Source organism: Brevundimonas sp., assembly GCF_965278935.1.
Taxonomy (GTDB): domain Bacteria; phylum Pseudomonadota; class Alphaproteobacteria; order Caulobacterales; family Caulobacteraceae; genus Brevundimonas.
Map to the genome: position 1 here is coordinate 1,850,218 of NZ_OZ257124.1, position 17,252 is coordinate 1,867,469.

Sequence of the window (17,252 nt, forward strand, 5' to 3'; positions counted from 1 at the left end):
GTGTCCGACCGCACCCCCGTCACCCTGTCGCCCGAAGAAATCGCCGCCGTCCGCTCGTGGGTCATCCACGAGGACGCCTCGACGATCGCCTTCGCAAAGCCCGCAGGCCTTTCCAGCCAGGGCGGCCGCATCCAGGTGCACACCCTGGACGATCTGCTCTGGGCCTTCGCGCGCTCGAACGGCAAGCGGCCGGATCTCGTGCACCGGCTCGATCGCGACACTTCCGGTGTGATCCTCGCCGCCAAGACCAAACCCGCCGCCGGCTTCCTCGGCAAGGCGATCCAGGCCCACAAACTGACCAAGACCTATCTGGCCTTGGTCTCGGCCGCGCCCGAACCCGCGAGCGGCGACATCAACCTCCCCCTGGTCCGTCAGGAAATCGGCCGTGAAAGCTATATGCGCGTCGCCGCCTTCGACGCGAAGGGCGCGCAGGGGTCGCGCAGCAAGTATCGCACCCTGTCGTCGAGCGAGGACGGCGCCCTGGTCGAGTTGCAACCGTTCACCGGCCGGATGCATCAGTTGCGCGTCCACATGGCCCACGTCGGCCGCCCCCTGGTCGGAGATGTCCGCTATGGCGGCGCCCTGACGGCGGCGGGTCGAGGCGCGCCCCGACTGATGCTGCACGCTGCATCGCTGAGGTTCCCGCACCCCGACGGCGGCGAACGCACGGTCACCGCAGAACCACCTGAAGACTTCCGGACCTTGGCCGAAGCGATGGGGCTGAAAATCTGAACCCTTCTCCCGCAAGGGGAGAAGGAAGCCAAGCGGTACCCATCAACGGACGCGTCGATTTGCTCAATCAAATCAAGGCTCGGCCCTGACGAGAGCTCTTTTACCCATCACACCCTGAAACGCCCCCATACTGATCCCTTTCGTGCGGAGAGGATCACCATGGGCGTTTTCGGGTTCGGCCAACCGGACTCTGTGGACTATCTGGACTCGAATTTCCGGAGTCTCGTTCGTCGGGAACGCCTCTACCGCCCGCAGCGCTTAGCTGGAGAAAGGACTATGCCCATGATCCGCACCCTCGTCATCGCCACGGCCGCCCTCAGCCTCGCCGCCTGCGCCAGCCTAGCCCCCTACGGACCCCAGCGCGGGCCGAACGGGCAGGGATACTCGGAACAGCGGATCGAGAGCGACCGCTACCGGGTCAGCTACAACGGCGTCGGCGCGCCCGGTCCGGTCGCCGACATGGCCCTGCTGCGCGCCGCCGACCTGACCATCGAACAGGGCTATGACTGGTTCGAGGTGACCCAGCGCTATGTCGACGGCCGCCCCGACAGCGCCGGCGGCTTCCGGCCCAGCGTCTCGGTCGGCTATGGCGGCGGTTCGGGCCGTTACGGCGGTTACCGCTATTCGTCGTCCGGCGTGGGCGTCGGCGTGGGTCTGAATTTCGAAGGCCCGTCCGCGACCTCGACCGTGCTGGAAATCAGACTCGGTCGCGGCGCTCGCCCGGACCGGGGCGAGGCCTATGAAGCGCGGGAGGTGCGCTACTCGCTCAGCGGCCGCGAGTGAGGGCGCGGTATTCGACGAGGCGCTCCTTGTCGCGCCGGACCTGGTCGCCGATCGTGTTGTCGACGTCCAGCGAGGCGTAACGGACCCAGCCGTCGACGCCGAGCTTGTCCTTCACCGCCGCCGTCGGCGTCTGCCAGTTGAAGTAGGAGAGCCAGGAGACCAGCAGCCCCATCGCCAGTGCGACCAGTTGCAGGATCCGGAAGCCGACCTCGTTGGCGGCGGGGGCGGGCCAGAAGGCGAAGACGGCAAGCCAGACCAGCAGCACGAACGGCGTCGTGATCCGCCCGACCCAACGCATCCAGTAGCGTTCCCGGCGGGTCCGCCACAGGGTCATCTGGGCGAATTTCTCAAGATATTCCATGCGTGCGCCGATCCACATGACAAGGCGCGTGAGGAACAGGGCACGCTGGCCCCAGCCCTTGCCGTCGGTGGCGAACTGGGTCTCGGCCTGATCGGACAGCGCCCGCGCGTTGGTGAACAGGTTCTGCAGCTCCCGGGTCCGCTGAACCACCTCGCGGGACAGTTCGTAGGAATCGTTCTCCAGCCGGAACCGGTACTGGACGAACAGGATGGAGGAGACGCCGAAGAAGATGCCGACCGTGATCAGCATGCCCAGAACCGCCAGGCCCAGCCCCTGCGGTTGACCGCCGGTCCATTCGGCGAAGAGGCCTGGCCCGAGGATCGCCATCGCCGCAAAGGCGACCAGCGACAGCCCCTGGGTCAGACGCTTGGTGATCACATGCACCCGCAAGGCATTGAAAACGCGACGGCCATATCCGTAAATCCGGCCGCGAATGTCGGCGTCGGCGGGGAAGCGTTCCTCGATCTGGCGATTGAACAGGACGTGGAACCGGTCCGGCTTGTTCTCGGTCTCCCAGAACGGAAAGATATCCAGCGGCTGGTTGAAATACTGGTCGATATTGGCCGAGATCACCGCGATCGCGGCGGGATCCAGTGTGAAATAGTCGCTTTCCTGAATGGGTCTCAGGATTCCGTCGTCCGAGATCGTCGGGTTCGGCTGGGGCGGCGGCGTGGCGGGCGGAGCGGTGCGCGGAATGGTGTCGGCGGGCGCAGCGAGGGGCGCTTCCGGCAAGTGCGGGATCGGCTCCACTGTCGGATGCGGCGCGTTATGATCGTCGTGCGACATGACGGACGGTGTGACCCTTGCGAACTACGGCGCGACTTTGATGCCAACGACAGCGCGGGGCGAGAGGCTTCCCTCCCAACGCGAAGCTTGGGTATCGCCGTTAACCCTGTAACGCGGCAAGTGAAGTTTCGGTCAGGTGACGCGAGGCTGCGTCGCGCTATAAGGCCCCGATTATGACAAGACTTCTTCTGGTCGCCCTCGGCGGAGCGCTGGGCTCCATGGCGCGCTACGGCGTGGGACTGGGCGCCGCTCGCCTGTTTCCCGCGTCTAGCTGGCCTTGGGGCACGCTGACGGTCAATGTCGTCGGCGGTCTGGCCATGGGCCTGCTGGTCGGCTGGATGGGCCTCAGGGCCGGGGCAGGGCAGGAGGCGGCGCGCGTCTTCGCCGCCGTGGGCGTGCTCGGCGGCTTCACCACCTTCTCGGCCTTCTCGCTCGAGACGGCTCTGATGATCGAGCGGCGTGAATACGGTCTGGCGGGCGCCTATGTCCTGCTGTCGGTGGTGCTGGCCGTCGCGGCCCTGATGGCCGGACTGATGCTGGCCCGCCGCGAATTCGGAGACGCCTTGTGAGCTATGACCCCAACGACACCGCGCCCGAGGCCCCTGCGCCCAAGGGCCCGGTCGGCGCCCGCGAGGCCCAGATCCTCTATGTCGCCGAGGCCGAGGACGGCATCCGGCTGGATCGCTGGTTCCGCCGACGCTGGCCGCATCTGTCCAACATCCAGGTTCAGAAGATGGCGCGCGGCGGCCAGATCCGCGTCGACGGCGCCCGCATCAAGCCCGAAGGCCGACTGACCGCCGGCGCCGCCGTGCGCGTGCCGCCGATCCCCGAGCCGATCGTCCGGGCGCCCGGCGAGCATATGGCGCTTACCCCCGCCGACATCACCTTCGCCAAGTCGATGGTCATTTATGAGGACGACCTGGTCATCGCCCTGAACAAGCCTTGGGGTCTCGCGGTCCAGGGCGGGACCAAGACGACGCGCCACGTCGATCGGCTGCTGTCGGCCTGGGGCGAGGGCATGGACCGGCCGCGTCTGGTGCACCGGCTGGACCGCGACACCTCGGGCGTTCTGCTGCTTGGAAAGGGACCCGAGGCGGCCAAGCGACTGGCGGGCGCCTTCGCACGGCGTCAGGCCAAGAAGACCTACTGGGCCATCGTCATGGGGATGCCCAAGCCGAACGCGGGCCAGATCGACCTGCATCTGAAGAAGTCCGGCATCAACGACTACGAGATCATGCGCCCGGCCGAGCCCAAGGAGAACGGCGCCGAGCCTGCCGAGACCGCTTTCGCCCTCATCAGTCATGCGGGCCAGCGGGCCTCGTGGATGGCGCTGCGGCCCTTCACCGGGCGGACGCACCAGTTGCGGGCCCACATGAAGGCAATCGGCCACCCCATTCTGGGAGATCCCAAATACGGCGACGAGAAATCCACCGAACTCAGCGGCCCGCTGAAGCTGCAACTGCATGCGCGGCGGATCGAGCTGGATCACCCGTCCGGCGGCAAGCTGATCGTCGAGGCGCCGATCAGCGCCGAACTGCGCGCCGGATTCCAGCATTTCGGCTTCGACGAGAGCGAGGCCGACTACGACCCCTTCGAGGGCGTGAAGCGTCAGCGATGACCCGGCCGCTCGCAGTCTTCGACATCGACGGCACCCTCGTCGACAGCCGCGCCTCCATCCTTCAGGCGGCGACGGATGCCGCGCGCGAGCTGGGTCTGCCCGACCCCGAGTATGATCGGGTGCGTCAGATCGTAGGTCTTAGCCTTCCGCACGCCCTGGCGGTGCTGGAGCCGGGCCTGACGCCGGAGGAACTGGAGCGGTTCACCGAGGGGTTCCGGGCGAGCTTCAACCGGCTCTACGCCTCCGGTCACGAGGAGCCGCTGTATCCGGGCGCCATGGAGACCCTGCGCCGCCTGCATAAAGACGGCTGGCGGCTGTCGCTGGCGACGGGTCAGAACCGGCGCGGCGTGGCGCGGAACCTGGCGCGGGCAGGGTGGGCGGAGATCTTCGTCTCGTCCCACTGCGCCGAGGACGGGCCGGGCAAGCCGGATCCGGCCATGCTGCATGCGGCGATGACGGCTTGTGGCGCGGACGCGGCCTCGACAGTCATGATCGGCGACACGGCGCACGATATCTCGATGGCCGTCGCGGCCGGGGTCCTGCCTCAGGGCGTGGCCTGGGGCTTTCATACGCCTCAGGAACAGTTCGCCGCCGGCGCCCTTCATGTCGCCACCGACTTCGACGATCTCGAAGCCGCTTTGGACCGATTTGCCGCACGAGCCTTCGCATGAGCCATATCCCGCCGCTCGACCCCATGGTCGCCGCCAAAAAAGGATTCCGCGAATCCGAGGAGCGGCTGAAGCGCTTCTGGAAGGAGGCTTCCGCAGCCGCGGAAGAGGCGGGCGGCTGGGTCGTTCTGCTTGACGGGCGCGCGCCCAAGACGCCGGCACACAACCGCTTCCTGCTGCCGACCGAGGCCGCCGCGCGGATGGTCGCCGACGAGTGGGGCGCGCAGGGGGAGTTCATCGAGCCGGGGACCATGCCGGCGACGCGGATCGCGGCCACGGCCATCGACCGGGTCGCCGTCACGCGCGAGCCGGTGGCCGAGGAGATCGCCGCCTATGTCGGGTCGGACCTGCTCTGCTACCTCGCCGAACACCCGACGCCGCTGGTGGCGGAACAGGCGAAGGCCTGGGCGCCGTGGCGCGAGTGGGCGGAGCGCGAACTGGGCGTCGTGGTCCAGCCGACCTCGGGGATCGTCCATGTCGAGCAGCCGCCGGAGAGCATCGCCACCGTGCGGGAGCTGGCGCTGGAACTCGACGACTTCCGCCTGACCGCCCTGGCCATGGCTGTGCCGCTGCTGGGGAGCGCGATCCTCGGACTGGCGATGCAGCGCAGGGCGCTGTCGGGGGAGGATGCCTTCGAAATCAGCCGGATCGACGAAGCCTTCCAGGAGCGTCAGTGGGGCGTCGATGCCGAGGCCGGGGAACGGACCGCCGCACGCCGGGCGGAGGCGGTGCTGATCGACCGCTGGTTCCGCGCTCTCGGCTGAGGAAGTGACTAGACTTGGGCCTTCGCCTGAGTGATTCGACCGCCCATGACCATCCACACCCCTCCGCCCGAAGGCGGCCGCATCGTCGACGAGCCGATGGGCGACGCCCTGTCGCGGCGTTATCTGGCCTACGCCCTGTCGACGATCACCAATCGGGCGCTGCCGGACGTGCGCGACGGGTTCAAGCCTGTGCACCGGCGGATCATGTACGCCATGCACCAGATGCGGCTGAACCCGCAGGCGGCGGCGCGGAAGTGCGCCAAGGTCGTCGGCGAAGTGATGGGCACCTATCACCCGCACGGCGACGCCTCTATCTACGACGCCCTGGTCCGCCTGGCCCAAGACTTCGCCCAGCGCTATCCGCTGGTCGACGGACAGGGGAACTTCGGCAATATCGACGGCGATAACGCCGCGGCCATGCGCTACACCGAGTGCAAGCTGACGGCGGCGGCGGTGTTGCTGATGGACGGAATCGATCAGGATTGCGTGGACTTCCGGCCCACCTATGACGATCAGGACGAGGAGCCGATCGTCCTGCCGGCCGGGTTCCCGAACCTTTTGGCCAACGGATCGTCGGGCATCGCCGTGGGCATGGCGACCTCGATCCCGCCGCACAACGTGGGGGAACTGATCGACGCCTGTCTCCTGCTGCTGGAGAAGCCCGAGGCGACGACCTCAGAGCTGGCCGAGATCGTGCCGGGGCCGGACTTCCCGACCGGGGGCGTGGCGGTCGAGGGGCACGCCTCGATCCTGGAGGCCTATGAGACGGGGCGGGGCGGGGTCCGTCTGCGGGCACGCTGGGAGCGGGAGCCGCTGGAGCGGGGCGGCTATCAGATCGTCATCACCGAGGTCCCGTATCAGGTCCAGAAGGGCAAGCTGATCGAAGCCTTGGCCGAGCTGATCGAGCAGAAGAAGGCTCCGCTGCTGGGCGACGTGCGCGACGAGTCGGCCGAGGACATCCGCGTCGTCATCGAGCCCAAGAGCCGCAACATCGACGCCGACAGCCTGATGGAGAGCCTGTTCCGGTTGTCGGATCTGGAAATCCGCTTCCCGGTCAACATGAACGTGCTGGACGCGACAGGCACGCCTCGGGTGATGGGGCTGAAGGCCTGTCTGCAGGCCTTCCTCGATCACCGGCGCGAGGTGCTGAACCGGCGGTCGCAATGGCGGATCGAACGGGTCGAGAAGCGGCTGCACCTGCTGGAGGGGCTCAGGATCGTCTTCCTGAACCTCGACGAGGTCATCCGCATCGTTCGCGAGGAGGAGACGCCCAAGGCCGTGCTGATCGCGCGGTTCGGCCTGACCGAAGTCCAGGCCGATTACATTCTCGACACCCGTCTGCGTCAGCTGGCGCGAATCGAGGAGATGGCGATCGAGAATGAATACAAGGCGCTGGCTGAGGAACTTGCGAACCTGCAGGCGCTGTCGTCCTCGCCCGCCAAACAGTGGAAGAAGATCGGCCAGGAACTGGCGGCGACGCGCAAGGCCCTGGTCTCGCCGCGGCGTACGACGATCGCCGAGGCGGTGGACGCCTCCGCCTTCGTGCCCGCCGAGGCCTTCATTCCGCGCGAGGCGATCACCGTGATCCTGTCCGAGCGCGGCTGGATCCGGGCGGTGAAGGGCAAGGTCGAGGACCCGTCGGAGCTGAAATTCAAGGAGGGCGACTCGCTCGGCTTCCTCGTGCCGGCCTTCACGACCGACAAGCTGCTGGTGGCTGCGTCCGATGGGCGTGTCTTCACGGTAGGGGCTGACAAGCTGGCCTCCGGACGCGGGCACGGCGAGCCGCTGAGGCTGATGATCGACCTGGAGGAGAGCGCGGGGATCGTCGCGGTTCTGGCGCATCAGCCGGGGTCGAAGCTGCTGATGGCGTCGAAGGCCGGCTACGGCTTCATCGCCCCGGAGGATGAGCTGCTGGCCCAGAAGCGGGGCGGAAAACAGGTCCTGAACGGCGACCTGCTGGCCGTGATCCGGATCACAGGCGATCACATCGTGACCATCGGCGAGAACCTGAAGACCCTGATCTTCCGCGCCGAGGAACTGCCCGAGATGGGCCGCGGCAAGGGGGTGAAGCTGCAGTCGTTCAAACAGGGCGGACTGACTGACATCGCGGTCTTCATCGGCGAGGCCGGACCGGAGTGGGTCGACGGCGGCGGGCGTCGCCGGAACTGGCCGGACTGGAAGGACTGGCTGGGCAAGCGCGCCGGGGCCGGCCGGATGGGGCCGCGAGGCCTGAGGAAGTTCCGGTGACTCCGACCCTCTACGGCATCCCCAACTGCGACACGGTCAAAAAGGCGCGGGTCTGGCTGGACCAGCACGGCCGGGCCTTCGCCTTCCACGACTACAAGAAGGCGGGGATCGACCGGGCCTCGCTGGAGGGCTGGGTCGCCGAGCATGGCTGGGAGATCGTGCTCAACAGGAACGGCACGACGTTCAAGGCGCTGGATGCGGCGAACAAGGCGGACCTGAACGCCGACAAGGCCATCGCTCTGATGCTGGCCCACCCATCGATGATCAAGCGGCCGGTGCTGGACCTGCGCGACCGGACGATCGTCGGATTCAAGCCGGAGATCTATGAGGCGACGTTCGCGGGCTGAGCTTCGTCCGTTTCGTCATGACGAGCGCAACGTGACGAAACGCGACGAAACGGACGAAGTCGGAAAAATCACCAACGAAGTCAGCGATGGCGTCCTGGCGTGCCGATCAGATTCGGACGAACGGCGTCGAGGCATGTTGACGTGTCAAAGACCTGATCGATGACATGGTGCGGTGGTGTCGCTACCGCAAGGGAGATTTAGGAAATAAATCCTGAATCCGCAGCTCCGCCCATCCCCGCCCTGGCCCGTTTGCGCCGCTCTTCAGGTGGGGAATGAGCGAAAGACAGTGATCAGCCCTCGACGTCGGTTTCCGGGCGGTCGTGGCCGTCGGCGCGTTCGGTGACCCAGTCGCCGTTGATGTCGGCGTACTCGATCATCGCATTGTCGTCCGACACCTTCTGCTCGCGCGCGGCGCGGACGGCGGCGGCCTTGGCGGCGTCGTGGTCGGGGAAGGTCTCGGAGAAGGTGTCGCCGACCTTGTAGGCCCAGCCGCCGTCGTGTTCGACGATGCGATAGGTGACGTGGCTCATGGCGGTTCTCCGGTTGGACCTTGGACCTCAATGACATTTTCTTCGCCGCCGTGCATCCATTCGTGGAGGCGGCGCCGACTACCCTGTGAAAGCGCGGGCGACGGGCCGGCGCACAGGGGGTGAAGGACGATGGTCGAACTGTTCCAAGGTTATTGGTGGCTTCTGTTCCCGCTCGGGTGGTTCATCTTCGGCGGCTTCAACGCGATGGTGAACTACTACCGCCAGAAGAACGTGCTGAAGATCATCAAGACCTATGCCGACCGGGGCGAGCAGCCGCCGGAGAGCCTGCTGAAGATCGTCGAACAGCCGCTCGACGATCGCCACGAGTACACGCCCTCCACGCGGATGGACGACGGCAACTGGTTCTCCGTCGTGCTGTTCGGGATTATGGCCGTGGGCTTCGGCTACGCCAGCTGGTCGAACATTTACGGGGCGGGGGACGCCTTCCTGATCGTGGCCTTCGTGATGGGCGCCCTGGCCGCGGCCTCGCTGGTCTCGAGCCTGCTCGGCCGTCGACGCCGCCGGGACTGATGTCGGTCCGTGGGGGACAGGATGATGCAAGGCTCCTTGGGGGATGCCGAGCTGGTTCGCGCGGCGCGCGCCGGCTCGGACGCCGCCTTTGCGCGGCTGGTCGAGCGGCATCAGGCGCCGGTGCGCGCCTTTCTGAGACGGCTTCTTGGGCGCAACTGGGACGAGGCGGACGACCTGGCTCAGGACGTGTTCGTGACGGCCTGGGCCTCTCTGGGGCGGCTGAAGAATCCGGCCGGGCTGCGGTCCTGGCTGTTCGGCATCGCCTGGCGCAAGGGGCAGGACCGGATACGGTCGGGGCTGAGGTCGCAGGCGCGCGACCGGTCGTGGCTGGACGAGACGGCGCCGTCCGGGGGGATTTCGGAAGAGGACCGGCTGGCGCTGGCCGATGCGATGGCCGGTCTACCGGCCGATCAGAGGGCCTGCGTCGCCCTGTGTATGGCCGACGGCTGGTCGCATGCGGAAGCGGCCGAGGCGCTGGGCCTGCCGCTGGGGACCGTGAAGTCCCATGTCACGCGGGGCAGGGCGCGGTTGCTGGCCGTGCTGACGGGAGGTTCCGATGACGCCTGAGGACCGGCTGAACGCATTCTTCGCCGAGGCGACGCCGCCCGCGCGCGACTTCGCTTTTCAGGCCGGGGTGGCCGAGCGCGTCGCTCGCCGGCGGGCTTTCGCCACCGTGGGCGCCCTGATCCCCTCGACCATCGCGGCCATCGTCCTGTGCTGGGCGGTGGGGCCGATGATGGGGCCGGTGGTCGAGGGGCTGGGCCAGACCCTGGCGCCGGCTGCCGCCATCCTGGGCCTGACGGGTCTGGGTGTTGTCGTGCTGCTGGCTTCGGCGCGGCGGCTGCGGCGGGCCTAGCCTTCGATGGGGCCGCTCAGATAGCCGAGGCACTCCTGCTTCACCTCGGCGAGCGCCGGATCTGTGACGGCGGTGACGGCCGCGACGGCTGTGGCGTTCTCAGTTCCGCTCTCGCAGGTCAGTTCGCTGGCGCCGCCCGTGGCCTTCAGGACGGCCAGGACGCCCGGCGCGTTCTTCGTCAGGGCCTGGTAGAGCGCGTCGGACAGGCCTTCACCGTACAGTCCGTCGGCGAGGGGCCGGAAGGCCTGGGCCACCTGGAGCCACTGGCCGTCGCCGGTCGCGACGCCGGCGGTCACCTTGTCGTAGCCTGAAGGATCGGCCGGGCCGGTCAGGACGGCCAGGGTGTGGCCCGCGCCGTCGGCGGCGATCAGGTTCAGGACGTGGTCGGCGGTCAGGACCTGGGGCCGGGTCTCGGCTGGAACGACTTCGGTCCCGGTCTCGTCGATCGTGTCCGTTCGGGGCGAACACCCGGTCGCGAGGACGGCGCACAGGGCGAGCGGCAGAAGGCGGATCGACATAACAAACTCCGGGAGCGCAGGGGCGGACGGGAGGCTAGGAGGGTCTTCGTCGGTGCGCCAGTGGGCCGGGCAGGGGCCCATCGGGGTCAGACGCCGGGTTACGAAGATTTCATGTCGGAAATCGCATCTGTTCAGGCTCGCCGCAGCCTCTTGTGATCAGAAGGCTCGGGCATCAGGCTCGGCCGAGATATTCAAAGGACTGAATAATGGACGGCATGGAAGTACTGATCCCCTTGGCTCCCTTCATCATGGTCATCGCGATCGTGGTCGTTCCCGCCATCCTCAAGAGCAGGGAACGCAAGGAGATGCAGGCGACGTTGCGCGCGGCCATCGAGAAGGGGCAGCCCCTGCCGCCCGAGGTCATCGAAGCCCTGTCGAAGGACAACATCAAGGCGCCTGCCACTGCCGCCAAGGACATGCGCGTCGGTGTGATCCTGTTGGCTGTCAGCATCGGCATCGCCCTGTTCGGATCGGCCTTCAACTTCATTGGTGGTTTCGAGGAAACCAAGGCCGTAGCGCCGATCGTCGGCATCGCTGCGATCCCCGGCATGATCGGTCTGGCCTTCATCGTCCTGAGCTTCTTCAACAAGAACAAGGACTGAGTCCGGTACGACAGGGGGAACTGTCATGCCCAAGGCCCTGATGGACCATCACGACGTCGAACTCGCCGCCCTTGCGGCGGCGGGTGGACGGCGCGAGTTCGGCGAACTGGTCCGCCGCCACGGCTCGGCCGTGCGGTCCCTGCTGCGACGCATGGGAGCGCAGGGGTCGGAGGCCGACGATGTCGCGCAGGACGCTTTCCTGCAGGCGTTCGAGAAATGCGCAGAGTTCAGAGGCGAAGGCACCTTCGCCGCCTGGGTCAAGCGGATCGCCGCGCGCCTCTATCTGAAGCGCAAGGCGAGGGACGCCCGTTACGTCGCCGAGATCGAGCCGGGGGAGGAAGAGTCCGCTCCCGCACCCGATCAGGCCGGCCTGATCGACCTGGACGAAGCGCTGAAATCGCTCAGCGAAACGGAACGTCTCTGCGTGTCCCTGTGCCATGGCGCGGGGCTGTCTCATCCCGAGATCGCCGCCGCCATGAATCTGCCGCTTGGAACGGTGAAGTCTCATGTCAAACGTGGTCTGGATAAACTCCGCGCCCGGCTTTCGCCGGATGTCGGACAGTCGGGGAGGTCGACCCATGTCGGCTGATGAATTCGATCCGATGATCGAGCGGCTGTTCGCCCGCTCGCCCCAGATGGCCGACGCGAGCCTGTTCGCCGCCGACGTCGAGACGAAACTGCATTCCTCCAGCCGCGTGCGCACCTTGGCCCTGACGGTCGCCGGCCTGATCGGCGGGGTGATCGCGGTGAAGGAATCGATGAACTTGAACCTGCATCTGTCAGACGACCGCGCGCCTGTCGCCGGGCGGGTCATCGGCCAGGGTCTTCAGAACGTCAGCCTGAACGTCCAGGACGCGGTGGGCTCCGGCCTGTCGCAGCTCGGGCTGGCGAACATGACGATCGGGTCGATGGGAGCGATGCAGATGTTCTGGATCGCCGCCGGAGCCCTGATCGCGGTGGCCGCCGCAGGCGTGGTCCGGCTGTCGCAGGACGTCTGAGTCAGAGCGTCCGGGTCGACGGGATCGATCCGGACGCCTATCTCTCCGCCGCTGCCAGCGGAGAGCCTATGTCGAGCCAGAAACAGGACGTCGTGAAACGGATCACGGTTCCGGAGATCACCGCACGCAAGGGCGGGGAGCCGATCGTCGTCCTGACCGCCTATGACGCGCCGACGGCCGAGATTCTGGATCCGCACTGCGACGTCCTGCTGGTCGGCGACAGCGTCGGGATGGCGGTGCACGGCATGTCCTCGACGGTCGGGGTCACGATCGAGATGATGATCCTGCACGGTCAGGCGGTGATGCGGGGCGCGAAACGGGCCCTGGTGGTCATCGACATGCCGTTCGGAAGCTATGAAGCCGGGGTCGAGCAGGCTTACGCCAACGCCGTCCGGATCCTGAAAGAGACCGGCGCGCAGGCGGTGAAGGTCGAGAGCGGGCCGGACGTGCCTGCCACCATCGAATATCTGGTCCGACGCGGCGTGCCGGTGATGGGCCACGTCGGCCTGTTGCCGCAGTCCATCAACATCGACGGTTCGTTCAAGGCCAAGGGGCGGGAGGCGGCGGAGCATGCGCGCATCCTGCAGTCGGCGCATGACACGGCGAACGCCGGCGCCTTCGCGGTGGTCATCGAAGGGACGGCCGAAGGGCTGGCGCGCGAGATCACCGAAGCGATTGCCAAGCCCACCATCGGCATCGGGGCTTCGGCGGCCTGCGACGGGCAGGTGCTGGTCACGCCGGACATGCTGGGCCTGTTCGACTGGACCCCGAAGTTCGTCCGGAAATACGCCGATCTGCGCGGCGAGATAGGCCGGGCGGTCGAAACCTATGCGGCCGATGTGAGGGCCCGCCGTTTTCCTGCCGAAGTCGAGACCTACTTCTCGAAAAAGCCGGCTCTGCCGTAGTCCCCGTCTTGTCTTCAAGAGGCGTTGCGAGGGCGAGGGCGACCCTCTAGGGTCCGCGCCGATTGGCTTTTCAGCGTTTTTTGGGGCGGCTCCGCTAGTGACTGATGTCTTTGAAGAGGTCGAGGAGGACATCCGCTCCGAACGCCTCAAGCGCCTGGCGCGCAATTGGCTGCCCATCGTGGGCGGGATTCTGCTGGTGGCCCTGGTCGCCGCACTGGCCTGGTGGGGCTGGCAGAGCTTCCAGACGAGCCGCGCGAACGCAGGCTCCATCGCCTATCAGCGCGGCCTCGAGGCCCTGCAGACCGGCAACTCGGCCGGCGCCGAGACCGCCTTCGCCGAGGCCGAGAAGTCCGGCAACGGCGCCTACAAGGCTCTGGCCCTGCAGCAGCGCGCCGGCCTGGCCGTCGCCGCCAACCGCATTCCGGACGCCATCCAGCTGTTCGACGAGGCCGCCAAGGCTTCGGGCGATCCGCTCCTGCACGACACCGCCGTCTACAAGTCGGCCCTGCTGATGATGGACAACGGCGGGACCCTCGAAGCGCTGGAAGCGAAGCTGGAGCCCCTGACCAAGGAAGGCCGGCCGATGCTGCCCTTCGCCCAGGAAGCCCTCGGCATGACCCGCCTGCAGTTCAACAAGCCCGCCGAGGCGCGCGAAATGTTCGTGCTGCTGACGCTCGGCCAGGACGTGCCTGATTCGGTCCGTCAGCGTGCCCAGGCCGCCATTGGCATGATCGACACGGGCGTCGCCGCAGGCCTGCCGGCCATCGTCGCGGCCCAGTCGGTCACCCCGCCGGCCGCTCCGCCGGCCCCGAGCCCTGAACAACTCGCTCAGGCCGCCCAGGCCGCCCAACAGTGAAGACCCGCCTGATGACGACCGGAGTTCGGATGACGACCGTGACGCGCGTACTGAAGACCGCCATCGTCCTGGGGCTGGCCGCCTCTCTGGCGTCCTGCGCCTCGGCCCGGCGCATCCTGCCGTTCGGTCTGGGCGAGGACAAGGAACCCCAGGCCACGGCGAGCGAGGGGCAGCGGATCTCGATCCTGTCGTTCGAGCAGCAACTGGCTCCCTCGGCCGGTCTGGCCGGGCGCGACTTCTTCATCCCGGGCCCCGTGGCCGCGACCTCCTGGCCGATGCCGGGCGGAAACGCCGAGGCCTCGATCGAGCATGTGATTGCCGCGCCGCAGTTCACCATCGGCTGGCGTCGCCGCATCGGCGAAGGCTCCGCCCGCACGCGTCAGGTGATGGCGCCGGTCGTGGCCGACGCGGGCAAGGTCTTCGTCATGGACGGCGAATCGACCGTCACGGCCGTGGATGCCGCGACGGGCGATGTGGTCTGGAAGGCCGATGTGAAGCCGACCGGTCGGGAAGCGGCCGGCGGGGTTTCCGCCTTCGGTCTGCCGATCCCCTTCGTCACCCAGGGCGGCGGCTCGCTGAGCGGGGGATTCGGCGGCGGCGTGGCCGTCGGCGGGGGCAAGGTCTTCGTCGCCTCGGGCTACCGTACCATGACGGCGCTGGACGCCGCGACGGGCGCCGTCGTCTGGACACAGCCGGTCGATGTGCCGATCCACGGCGCGCCGACGGTCGCGGGCAACCGCGTCTACGTCGTCGACGTCGACAACCAGATCATTGCCTTCAACACCACGACCGGCCTGCAGGACTGGTCGTATCGCGGCATCGTCGAGCCGGCCCGCGTCCTGCGCGCGTCGAGCCCCTCGGTGAGCGGCGACACGGTCATCGCGCCCTTCTCTTCGGGTGAGGTCGTCGCCCTGCGCGCCTCCAACGGCCAGCCCGTCTGGAACCAGGTGCTCTCGCGCACCAGCCGCACCAGCGCCCTGTCGGAGATCCGCGACATCGCCGGTCGTCCGGTGATCTCGCGCGGCTTCGTCTATGCCGTCAGCCACTCCGGCGTGCTGCAGGCCATGGACATCCGCACTGGCCAGCCGAAGTGGACCCTGCCGGTCGCGGGCGTTAACGCGCCCTTGCCGGCCGGCGACGTCGTCTATGTCGTGTCCAAGGCGGGGGAACTGACCCTGGTCAACCGCGACTCGGGCGCCGTCTACTGGACGCGCGACCTGAACGAGGGGCGGGTGCGTCAGGTGGGCGGCTTCCTGGGCTTCTTCGACCGCACCGTGCGGCCGGAATGGTCGGGTCCGATCCTGGCGTCGAACCGGCTGGTTCTGGTCAATTCGGATGGCGAGGCCGTGGCCTTCGATCCGAAGACCGGCGCCTTGCAGCAGACCCTGAACCTCGGCGCCCCGGTCTATATCGCGCCGGCGGCTTATAACGGCGCCCTGCTGGTGCTGACCAACAACGGCGAACTGATCAGCATTCGCTGAGCAGAATCCACGAATTGCGTTAGAAGGCCGACATGGCACTGAAGCTCGCCATCGTCGGCCGCCCCAATGTGGGCAAGTCGACACTGTTTAACAGGCTGGTCGGCAAGCGCCTCGCGCTCGTCGACGATCGCCCGGGCGTGACCCGTGACCGTCGTTATGCCGACGGCAATCTCGGCGATATGGACCTGACGCTGATCGACACGGCGGGCTACGAGGACGTCACCGACGACAGCCTGGAAAGCCGGATGCGCGAGCAGACCGAGCTGGCGATCGAGGACGGCGACGTCATCCTGTTCATGATGGACGCCCGCGAAGGCGTGACCTCGCTTGACGAGATCTTCGCCGAACGCCTGCGTCATCAGTCCAAGCCGGTCATCCTGCTGGCCAACAAGTCCGAGAGCCGCGAAAGCGGCGGCGGCGTGGGCGAGGCCTACTCCCTGGGCTTCGGCGAGCCGGTGGCCATCTCCGCCGAGCACGGCGAGGGAATGGCGGACCTTTACGCCGCCCTGGTCACGGCCAGCGCCGACATCTTCATCGAAGAGATCGACGAACCCGACAAGCCGATCCGTATCGCCATCATCGGTCGTCCGAACGCCGGAAAGTCGACCCTGATCAACCGCCTGATCGGCGAGGATCGTCTCCTGACCGGTCCCGAGGCGGGGATCACGCGGGACTCTATCTCGGTCGACTGGGAATACGAGCGCCAGAACATCCGTCTGGTCGACACGGCCGGGATGCGTCGCAAGGCCCGCGTGCAGGAGAAGCTGGAGAAGCTGTCGGTCGCCGACACCATTCGCGCCATCACCTTCGCCGAGGTCGTGGTCCTGGTCATGGACAAGGACAACGCCTTCGACGTGCAGGACCTGCAGTTGGCCGACCTGGTCGAGCGCGAGGGCAGAGCCCTGGTCTATGTCGCGGCCAAGTGGGACCTCGAGGAGGAACCGCAGGCCAAGATGGCCGAGCTCAAGCGGCTGGCCGAGGACAAGCTGCCGCAACTGAAGGGTTCGCCGTTCGTGGCCCTGTCGGCCCACTCGGGGCGCGGCGTCGAGCGGCTGATGCCGGCCGTGCTGAAGGCGCACGAGACCTGGTCGGTAAAGGTCAAGACCAAGGACCTGAACGACTGGCTGTCCCTGGCGACCCAGAGGCACCCGCCGCCCGCCGTCGACGGCAAGCGGATCAAGACCAAATACATGGCCCAGACCAAGGCCCGTCCGCCCACCTTCGTGCTGTTCGCCAGCCGGGGCGGCAACCTGCCGGACCACTACATCCGCTATCTGACCAACTCGATCCGCGAGAGCTTCGACCTGCCCGGCGTGCCGATCCGGCTCACGGTCAAGGGCGGGTCGGAGAACCCCTATGCGACCGGCGGCGCCAAGTCGGGGCCGGAACGCTACAAGGGCGACGCCAAGACCGCGCCGCGTGCGGTCCGCAAGAAGGCCGAGGAAGAAAGCCACCTGCCCGGAAAGGCGCTGGAGCAGAAGAAGACCCGCGTCGCCAAGCCGCGGATCATCGGCGCAGTGAAGAACAGCGCGTCGAAGAAGGCCGGTTCATCCGTGGCGATCCAGAAGGGCGCGCGCGGCGGGGCGAGGCAGGTGTCGCGGTCGGGTCGGGTGCGGACCGGGCAGAAGCACGCGCCGAAAAAGTAGGGAGACGACGATGACGCGGGGTA

The 17,252-nt window shown here is 67.4% G+C and carries 21 protein-coding genes; 18 read left to right on the forward strand and 3 right to left on the reverse strand.

Going from position 1 to position 17,252, the window contains the following annotated elements; translation table 11 throughout:
* Positions 1-732 carry an RluA family pseudouridine synthase gene (locus ACQY68_RS09165; protein ID WP_428149063.1) on the forward strand — a complete coding sequence of 244 codons (732 nt, stop codon included), beginning with the start codon at positions 1-3 and terminating at the stop codon, positions 730-732.
* Between the two features lie 282 nt (positions 733-1,014).
* The gene (locus tag ACQY68_RS09170; protein ID WP_428149065.1) at positions 1,015-1,515 is read left to right on the forward strand and encodes a CC0125/CC1285 family lipoprotein; all 501 of its coding nucleotides are present in this window, start codon (positions 1,015-1,017) and stop codon (positions 1,513-1,515) included.
* On the opposite strand, the gene ACQY68_RS09175 is transcribed toward ACQY68_RS09170, so the two are convergent.
* Positions 1,499-2,662, reverse strand: a complete 1,164-nt coding sequence (locus tag ACQY68_RS09175; protein ID WP_428149066.1) for a hypothetical protein — start codon at positions 2,660-2,662, stop codon at positions 1,499-1,501. The two genes, ACQY68_RS09170 and ACQY68_RS09175, sit on opposite strands and share 17 nt — an antisense overlap.
* A 173-nt stretch (positions 2,663-2,835) precedes the next feature.
* On the opposite strand from ACQY68_RS09175, the gene crcB reads away from it, so the two are divergent.
* From crcB to ACQY68_RS09205, 6 genes are read left to right on the forward strand one after another with little or no spacing between them, the layout of a single operon-like run.
* A complete protein-coding gene (gene crcB, locus ACQY68_RS09180; RefSeq protein WP_428149067.1) occupies positions 2,836-3,231 on the forward strand; it encodes a fluoride efflux transporter CrcB in 396 nt (131 codons plus the stop codon).
* On the forward strand, positions 3,228-4,280 hold the full coding sequence (locus ACQY68_RS09185) for an RluA family pseudouridine synthase (protein WP_428149068.1): 1,053 nt from the start codon (positions 3,228-3,230) through the stop codon (positions 4,278-4,280). Before crcB ends, ACQY68_RS09185 begins: the two co-directional genes overlap by 4 nt.
* Positions 4,277-4,951 (forward strand): HAD-IA family hydrolase, encoded by a 675-nt coding sequence (locus ACQY68_RS09190; RefSeq protein WP_428149069.1) that lies wholly within the window; start codon positions 4,277-4,279, stop codon positions 4,949-4,951. Before ACQY68_RS09185 ends, ACQY68_RS09190 begins: the two co-directional genes overlap by 4 nt.
* On the forward strand, positions 4,948-5,712 hold the full coding sequence (locus tag ACQY68_RS09195) for an ATP12 family chaperone protein (protein WP_428149071.1): 765 nt from the start codon (positions 4,948-4,950) through the stop codon (positions 5,710-5,712). Before ACQY68_RS09190 ends, ACQY68_RS09195 begins: the two co-directional genes overlap by 4 nt.
* Positions 5,713-5,757: 45 nt before the next feature.
* Positions 5,758-7,959, forward strand: coding sequence for a DNA topoisomerase IV subunit A (gene parC / locus ACQY68_RS09200; protein ID WP_428149072.1), 2,202 nt, complete (start codon positions 5,758-5,760; stop codon positions 7,957-7,959).
* Positions 7,956-8,306 (forward strand): arsenate reductase, encoded by a 351-nt coding sequence (locus ACQY68_RS09205; protein ID WP_428149073.1) that lies wholly within the window; start codon positions 7,956-7,958, stop codon positions 8,304-8,306. The genes parC and ACQY68_RS09205 overlap by 4 nt, the downstream gene beginning before the upstream one ends.
* Positions 8,307-8,596: 290 nt before the next feature.
* Here the strand turns inward: ACQY68_RS09205 and ACQY68_RS09210 are convergent, their stop codons facing one another.
* Positions 8,597-8,836 carry a hypothetical protein gene (locus tag ACQY68_RS09210; protein ID WP_428149074.1) on the reverse strand — a complete coding sequence of 80 codons (240 nt, stop codon included), beginning with the start codon at positions 8,834-8,836 and terminating at the stop codon, positions 8,597-8,599.
* 129 nt (positions 8,837-8,965) lie between these two features.
* Here ACQY68_RS09210 and ACQY68_RS09215 point away from each other — a divergent pair, with 129 nt between their 5' ends.
* From ACQY68_RS09215 to ACQY68_RS09225, 3 genes are read left to right on the forward strand one after another with little or no spacing between them, the layout of a single operon-like run.
* Positions 8,966-9,367, forward strand: a complete 402-nt coding sequence (locus tag ACQY68_RS09215) for a hypothetical protein (protein ID WP_428149075.1) — start codon at positions 8,966-8,968, stop codon at positions 9,365-9,367.
* Between the two features lie 24 nt (positions 9,368-9,391).
* Entirely contained in the window at positions 9,392-9,934 is a 543-nt protein-coding gene (locus ACQY68_RS09220) for an RNA polymerase sigma factor (RefSeq protein ID WP_428149076.1), read from the forward strand.
* Complete coding sequence (locus ACQY68_RS09225) at positions 9,924-10,223, forward strand: hypothetical protein (protein WP_428149077.1); 300 nt, start codon at positions 9,924-9,926, stop codon at positions 10,221-10,223. Before ACQY68_RS09220 ends, ACQY68_RS09225 begins: the two co-directional genes overlap by 11 nt.
* Here ACQY68_RS09225 and ACQY68_RS09230 read toward each other — a convergent pair.
* Positions 10,220-10,741, reverse strand: a complete 522-nt coding sequence (locus ACQY68_RS09230; protein WP_428149079.1) for a hypothetical protein — start codon at positions 10,739-10,741, stop codon at positions 10,220-10,222. The genes ACQY68_RS09225 and ACQY68_RS09230 overlap by 4 nt on opposite strands.
* 215 nt (positions 10,742-10,956) lie before the next feature.
* Between ACQY68_RS09230 and ACQY68_RS09235 the strand changes: the two genes are divergently transcribed.
* From ACQY68_RS09235 to der, 7 genes are all read left to right on the forward strand, one after another.
* Positions 10,957-11,343, forward strand: coding sequence for a DUF6249 domain-containing protein (locus tag ACQY68_RS09235; protein WP_428149080.1), 387 nt, complete (start codon positions 10,957-10,959; stop codon positions 11,341-11,343).
* Positions 11,344-11,368: 25 nt separating this feature from the next.
* Positions 11,369-11,932: an RNA polymerase sigma factor gene (locus ACQY68_RS09240; protein ID WP_428149081.1), complete on the forward strand. Its 564-nt coding sequence runs from the start codon at positions 11,369-11,371 to the stop codon at positions 11,930-11,932.
* Positions 11,922-12,341, forward strand: a complete 420-nt coding sequence (locus tag ACQY68_RS09245; RefSeq protein ID WP_428149082.1) for a hypothetical protein — start codon at positions 11,922-11,924, stop codon at positions 12,339-12,341. Before ACQY68_RS09240 ends, ACQY68_RS09245 begins: the two co-directional genes overlap by 11 nt.
* A 68-nt stretch (positions 12,342-12,409) precedes the next feature.
* Positions 12,410-13,246 carry a 3-methyl-2-oxobutanoate hydroxymethyltransferase gene (gene panB, locus ACQY68_RS09250; protein WP_428149083.1) on the forward strand — a complete coding sequence of 279 codons (837 nt, stop codon included), beginning with the start codon at positions 12,410-12,412 and terminating at the stop codon, positions 13,244-13,246.
* A gap of 97 nt (positions 13,247-13,343) precedes the next feature.
* Positions 13,344-14,102, forward strand: coding sequence for a tetratricopeptide repeat protein (locus tag ACQY68_RS09255; protein WP_428149084.1), 759 nt, complete (start codon positions 13,344-13,346; stop codon positions 14,100-14,102).
* Between the two features lie 11 nt (positions 14,103-14,113).
* A complete protein-coding gene (locus ACQY68_RS09260) occupies positions 14,114-15,583 on the forward strand; it encodes a PQQ-binding-like beta-propeller repeat protein (RefSeq protein ID WP_428149085.1) in 1,470 nt (489 codons plus the stop codon).
* Between the two features lie 32 nt (positions 15,584-15,615).
* Positions 15,616-17,229, forward strand: coding sequence for a ribosome biogenesis GTPase Der (gene der, locus ACQY68_RS09265; RefSeq protein WP_428149086.1), 1,614 nt, complete (start codon positions 15,616-15,618; stop codon positions 17,227-17,229).
* The last annotated feature ends 23 nt before the right edge of the window (positions 17,230-17,252 follow it).

Coding starts and splice junctions, on each gene's coding strand:
- ACQY68_RS09170 (WP_428149065.1), top strand. CDS start 1,015: ATGATCCGCACCCTCGTCATCGCCACGGCCGCCCTCAGCCTCGCCGCC.
- ACQY68_RS09175 (WP_428149066.1), bottom strand. CDS start 2,662: ATGTCGCACGACGATCATAACGCGCCGCATCCGACAGTGGAGCCGATC.
- crcB (WP_428149067.1), top strand. CDS start 2,836: ATGACAAGACTTCTTCTGGTCGCCCTCGGCGGAGCGCTGGGCTCCATG.
- ACQY68_RS09190 (WP_428149069.1), top strand. CDS start 4,277: ATGACCCGGCCGCTCGCAGTCTTCGACATCGACGGCACCCTCGTCGAC.
- ACQY68_RS09195 (WP_428149071.1), top strand. CDS start 4,948: ATGAGCCATATCCCGCCGCTCGACCCCATGGTCGCCGCCAAAAAAGGA.
- parC (WP_428149072.1), top strand. CDS start 5,758: ATGACCATCCACACCCCTCCGCCCGAAGGCGGCCGCATCGTCGACGAG.
- ACQY68_RS09210 (WP_428149074.1), bottom strand. CDS start 8,836: ATGAGCCACGTCACCTATCGCATCGTCGAACACGACGGCGGCTGGGCC.
- ACQY68_RS09215 (WP_428149075.1), top strand. CDS start 8,966: ATGGTCGAACTGTTCCAAGGTTATTGGTGGCTTCTGTTCCCGCTCGGG.
- ACQY68_RS09220 (WP_428149076.1), top strand. CDS start 9,392: ATGCAAGGCTCCTTGGGGGATGCCGAGCTGGTTCGCGCGGCGCGCGCC.
- ACQY68_RS09225 (WP_428149077.1), top strand. CDS start 9,924: ATGACGCCTGAGGACCGGCTGAACGCATTCTTCGCCGAGGCGACGCCG.
- ACQY68_RS09230 (WP_428149079.1), bottom strand. CDS start 10,741: ATGTCGATCCGCCTTCTGCCGCTCGCCCTGTGCGCCGTCCTCGCGACC.
- ACQY68_RS09235 (WP_428149080.1), top strand. CDS start 10,957: ATGGAAGTACTGATCCCCTTGGCTCCCTTCATCATGGTCATCGCGATC.
- ACQY68_RS09240 (WP_428149081.1), top strand. CDS start 11,369: ATGCCCAAGGCCCTGATGGACCATCACGACGTCGAACTCGCCGCCCTT.
- ACQY68_RS09245 (WP_428149082.1), top strand. CDS start 11,922: ATGTCGGCTGATGAATTCGATCCGATGATCGAGCGGCTGTTCGCCCGC.
- panB (WP_428149083.1), top strand. CDS start 12,410: ATGTCGAGCCAGAAACAGGACGTCGTGAAACGGATCACGGTTCCGGAG.
- ACQY68_RS09260 (WP_428149085.1), top strand. CDS start 14,114: ATGACGACCGGAGTTCGGATGACGACCGTGACGCGCGTACTGAAGACC.
- der (WP_428149086.1), top strand. CDS start 15,616: ATGGCACTGAAGCTCGCCATCGTCGGCCGCCCCAATGTGGGCAAGTCG.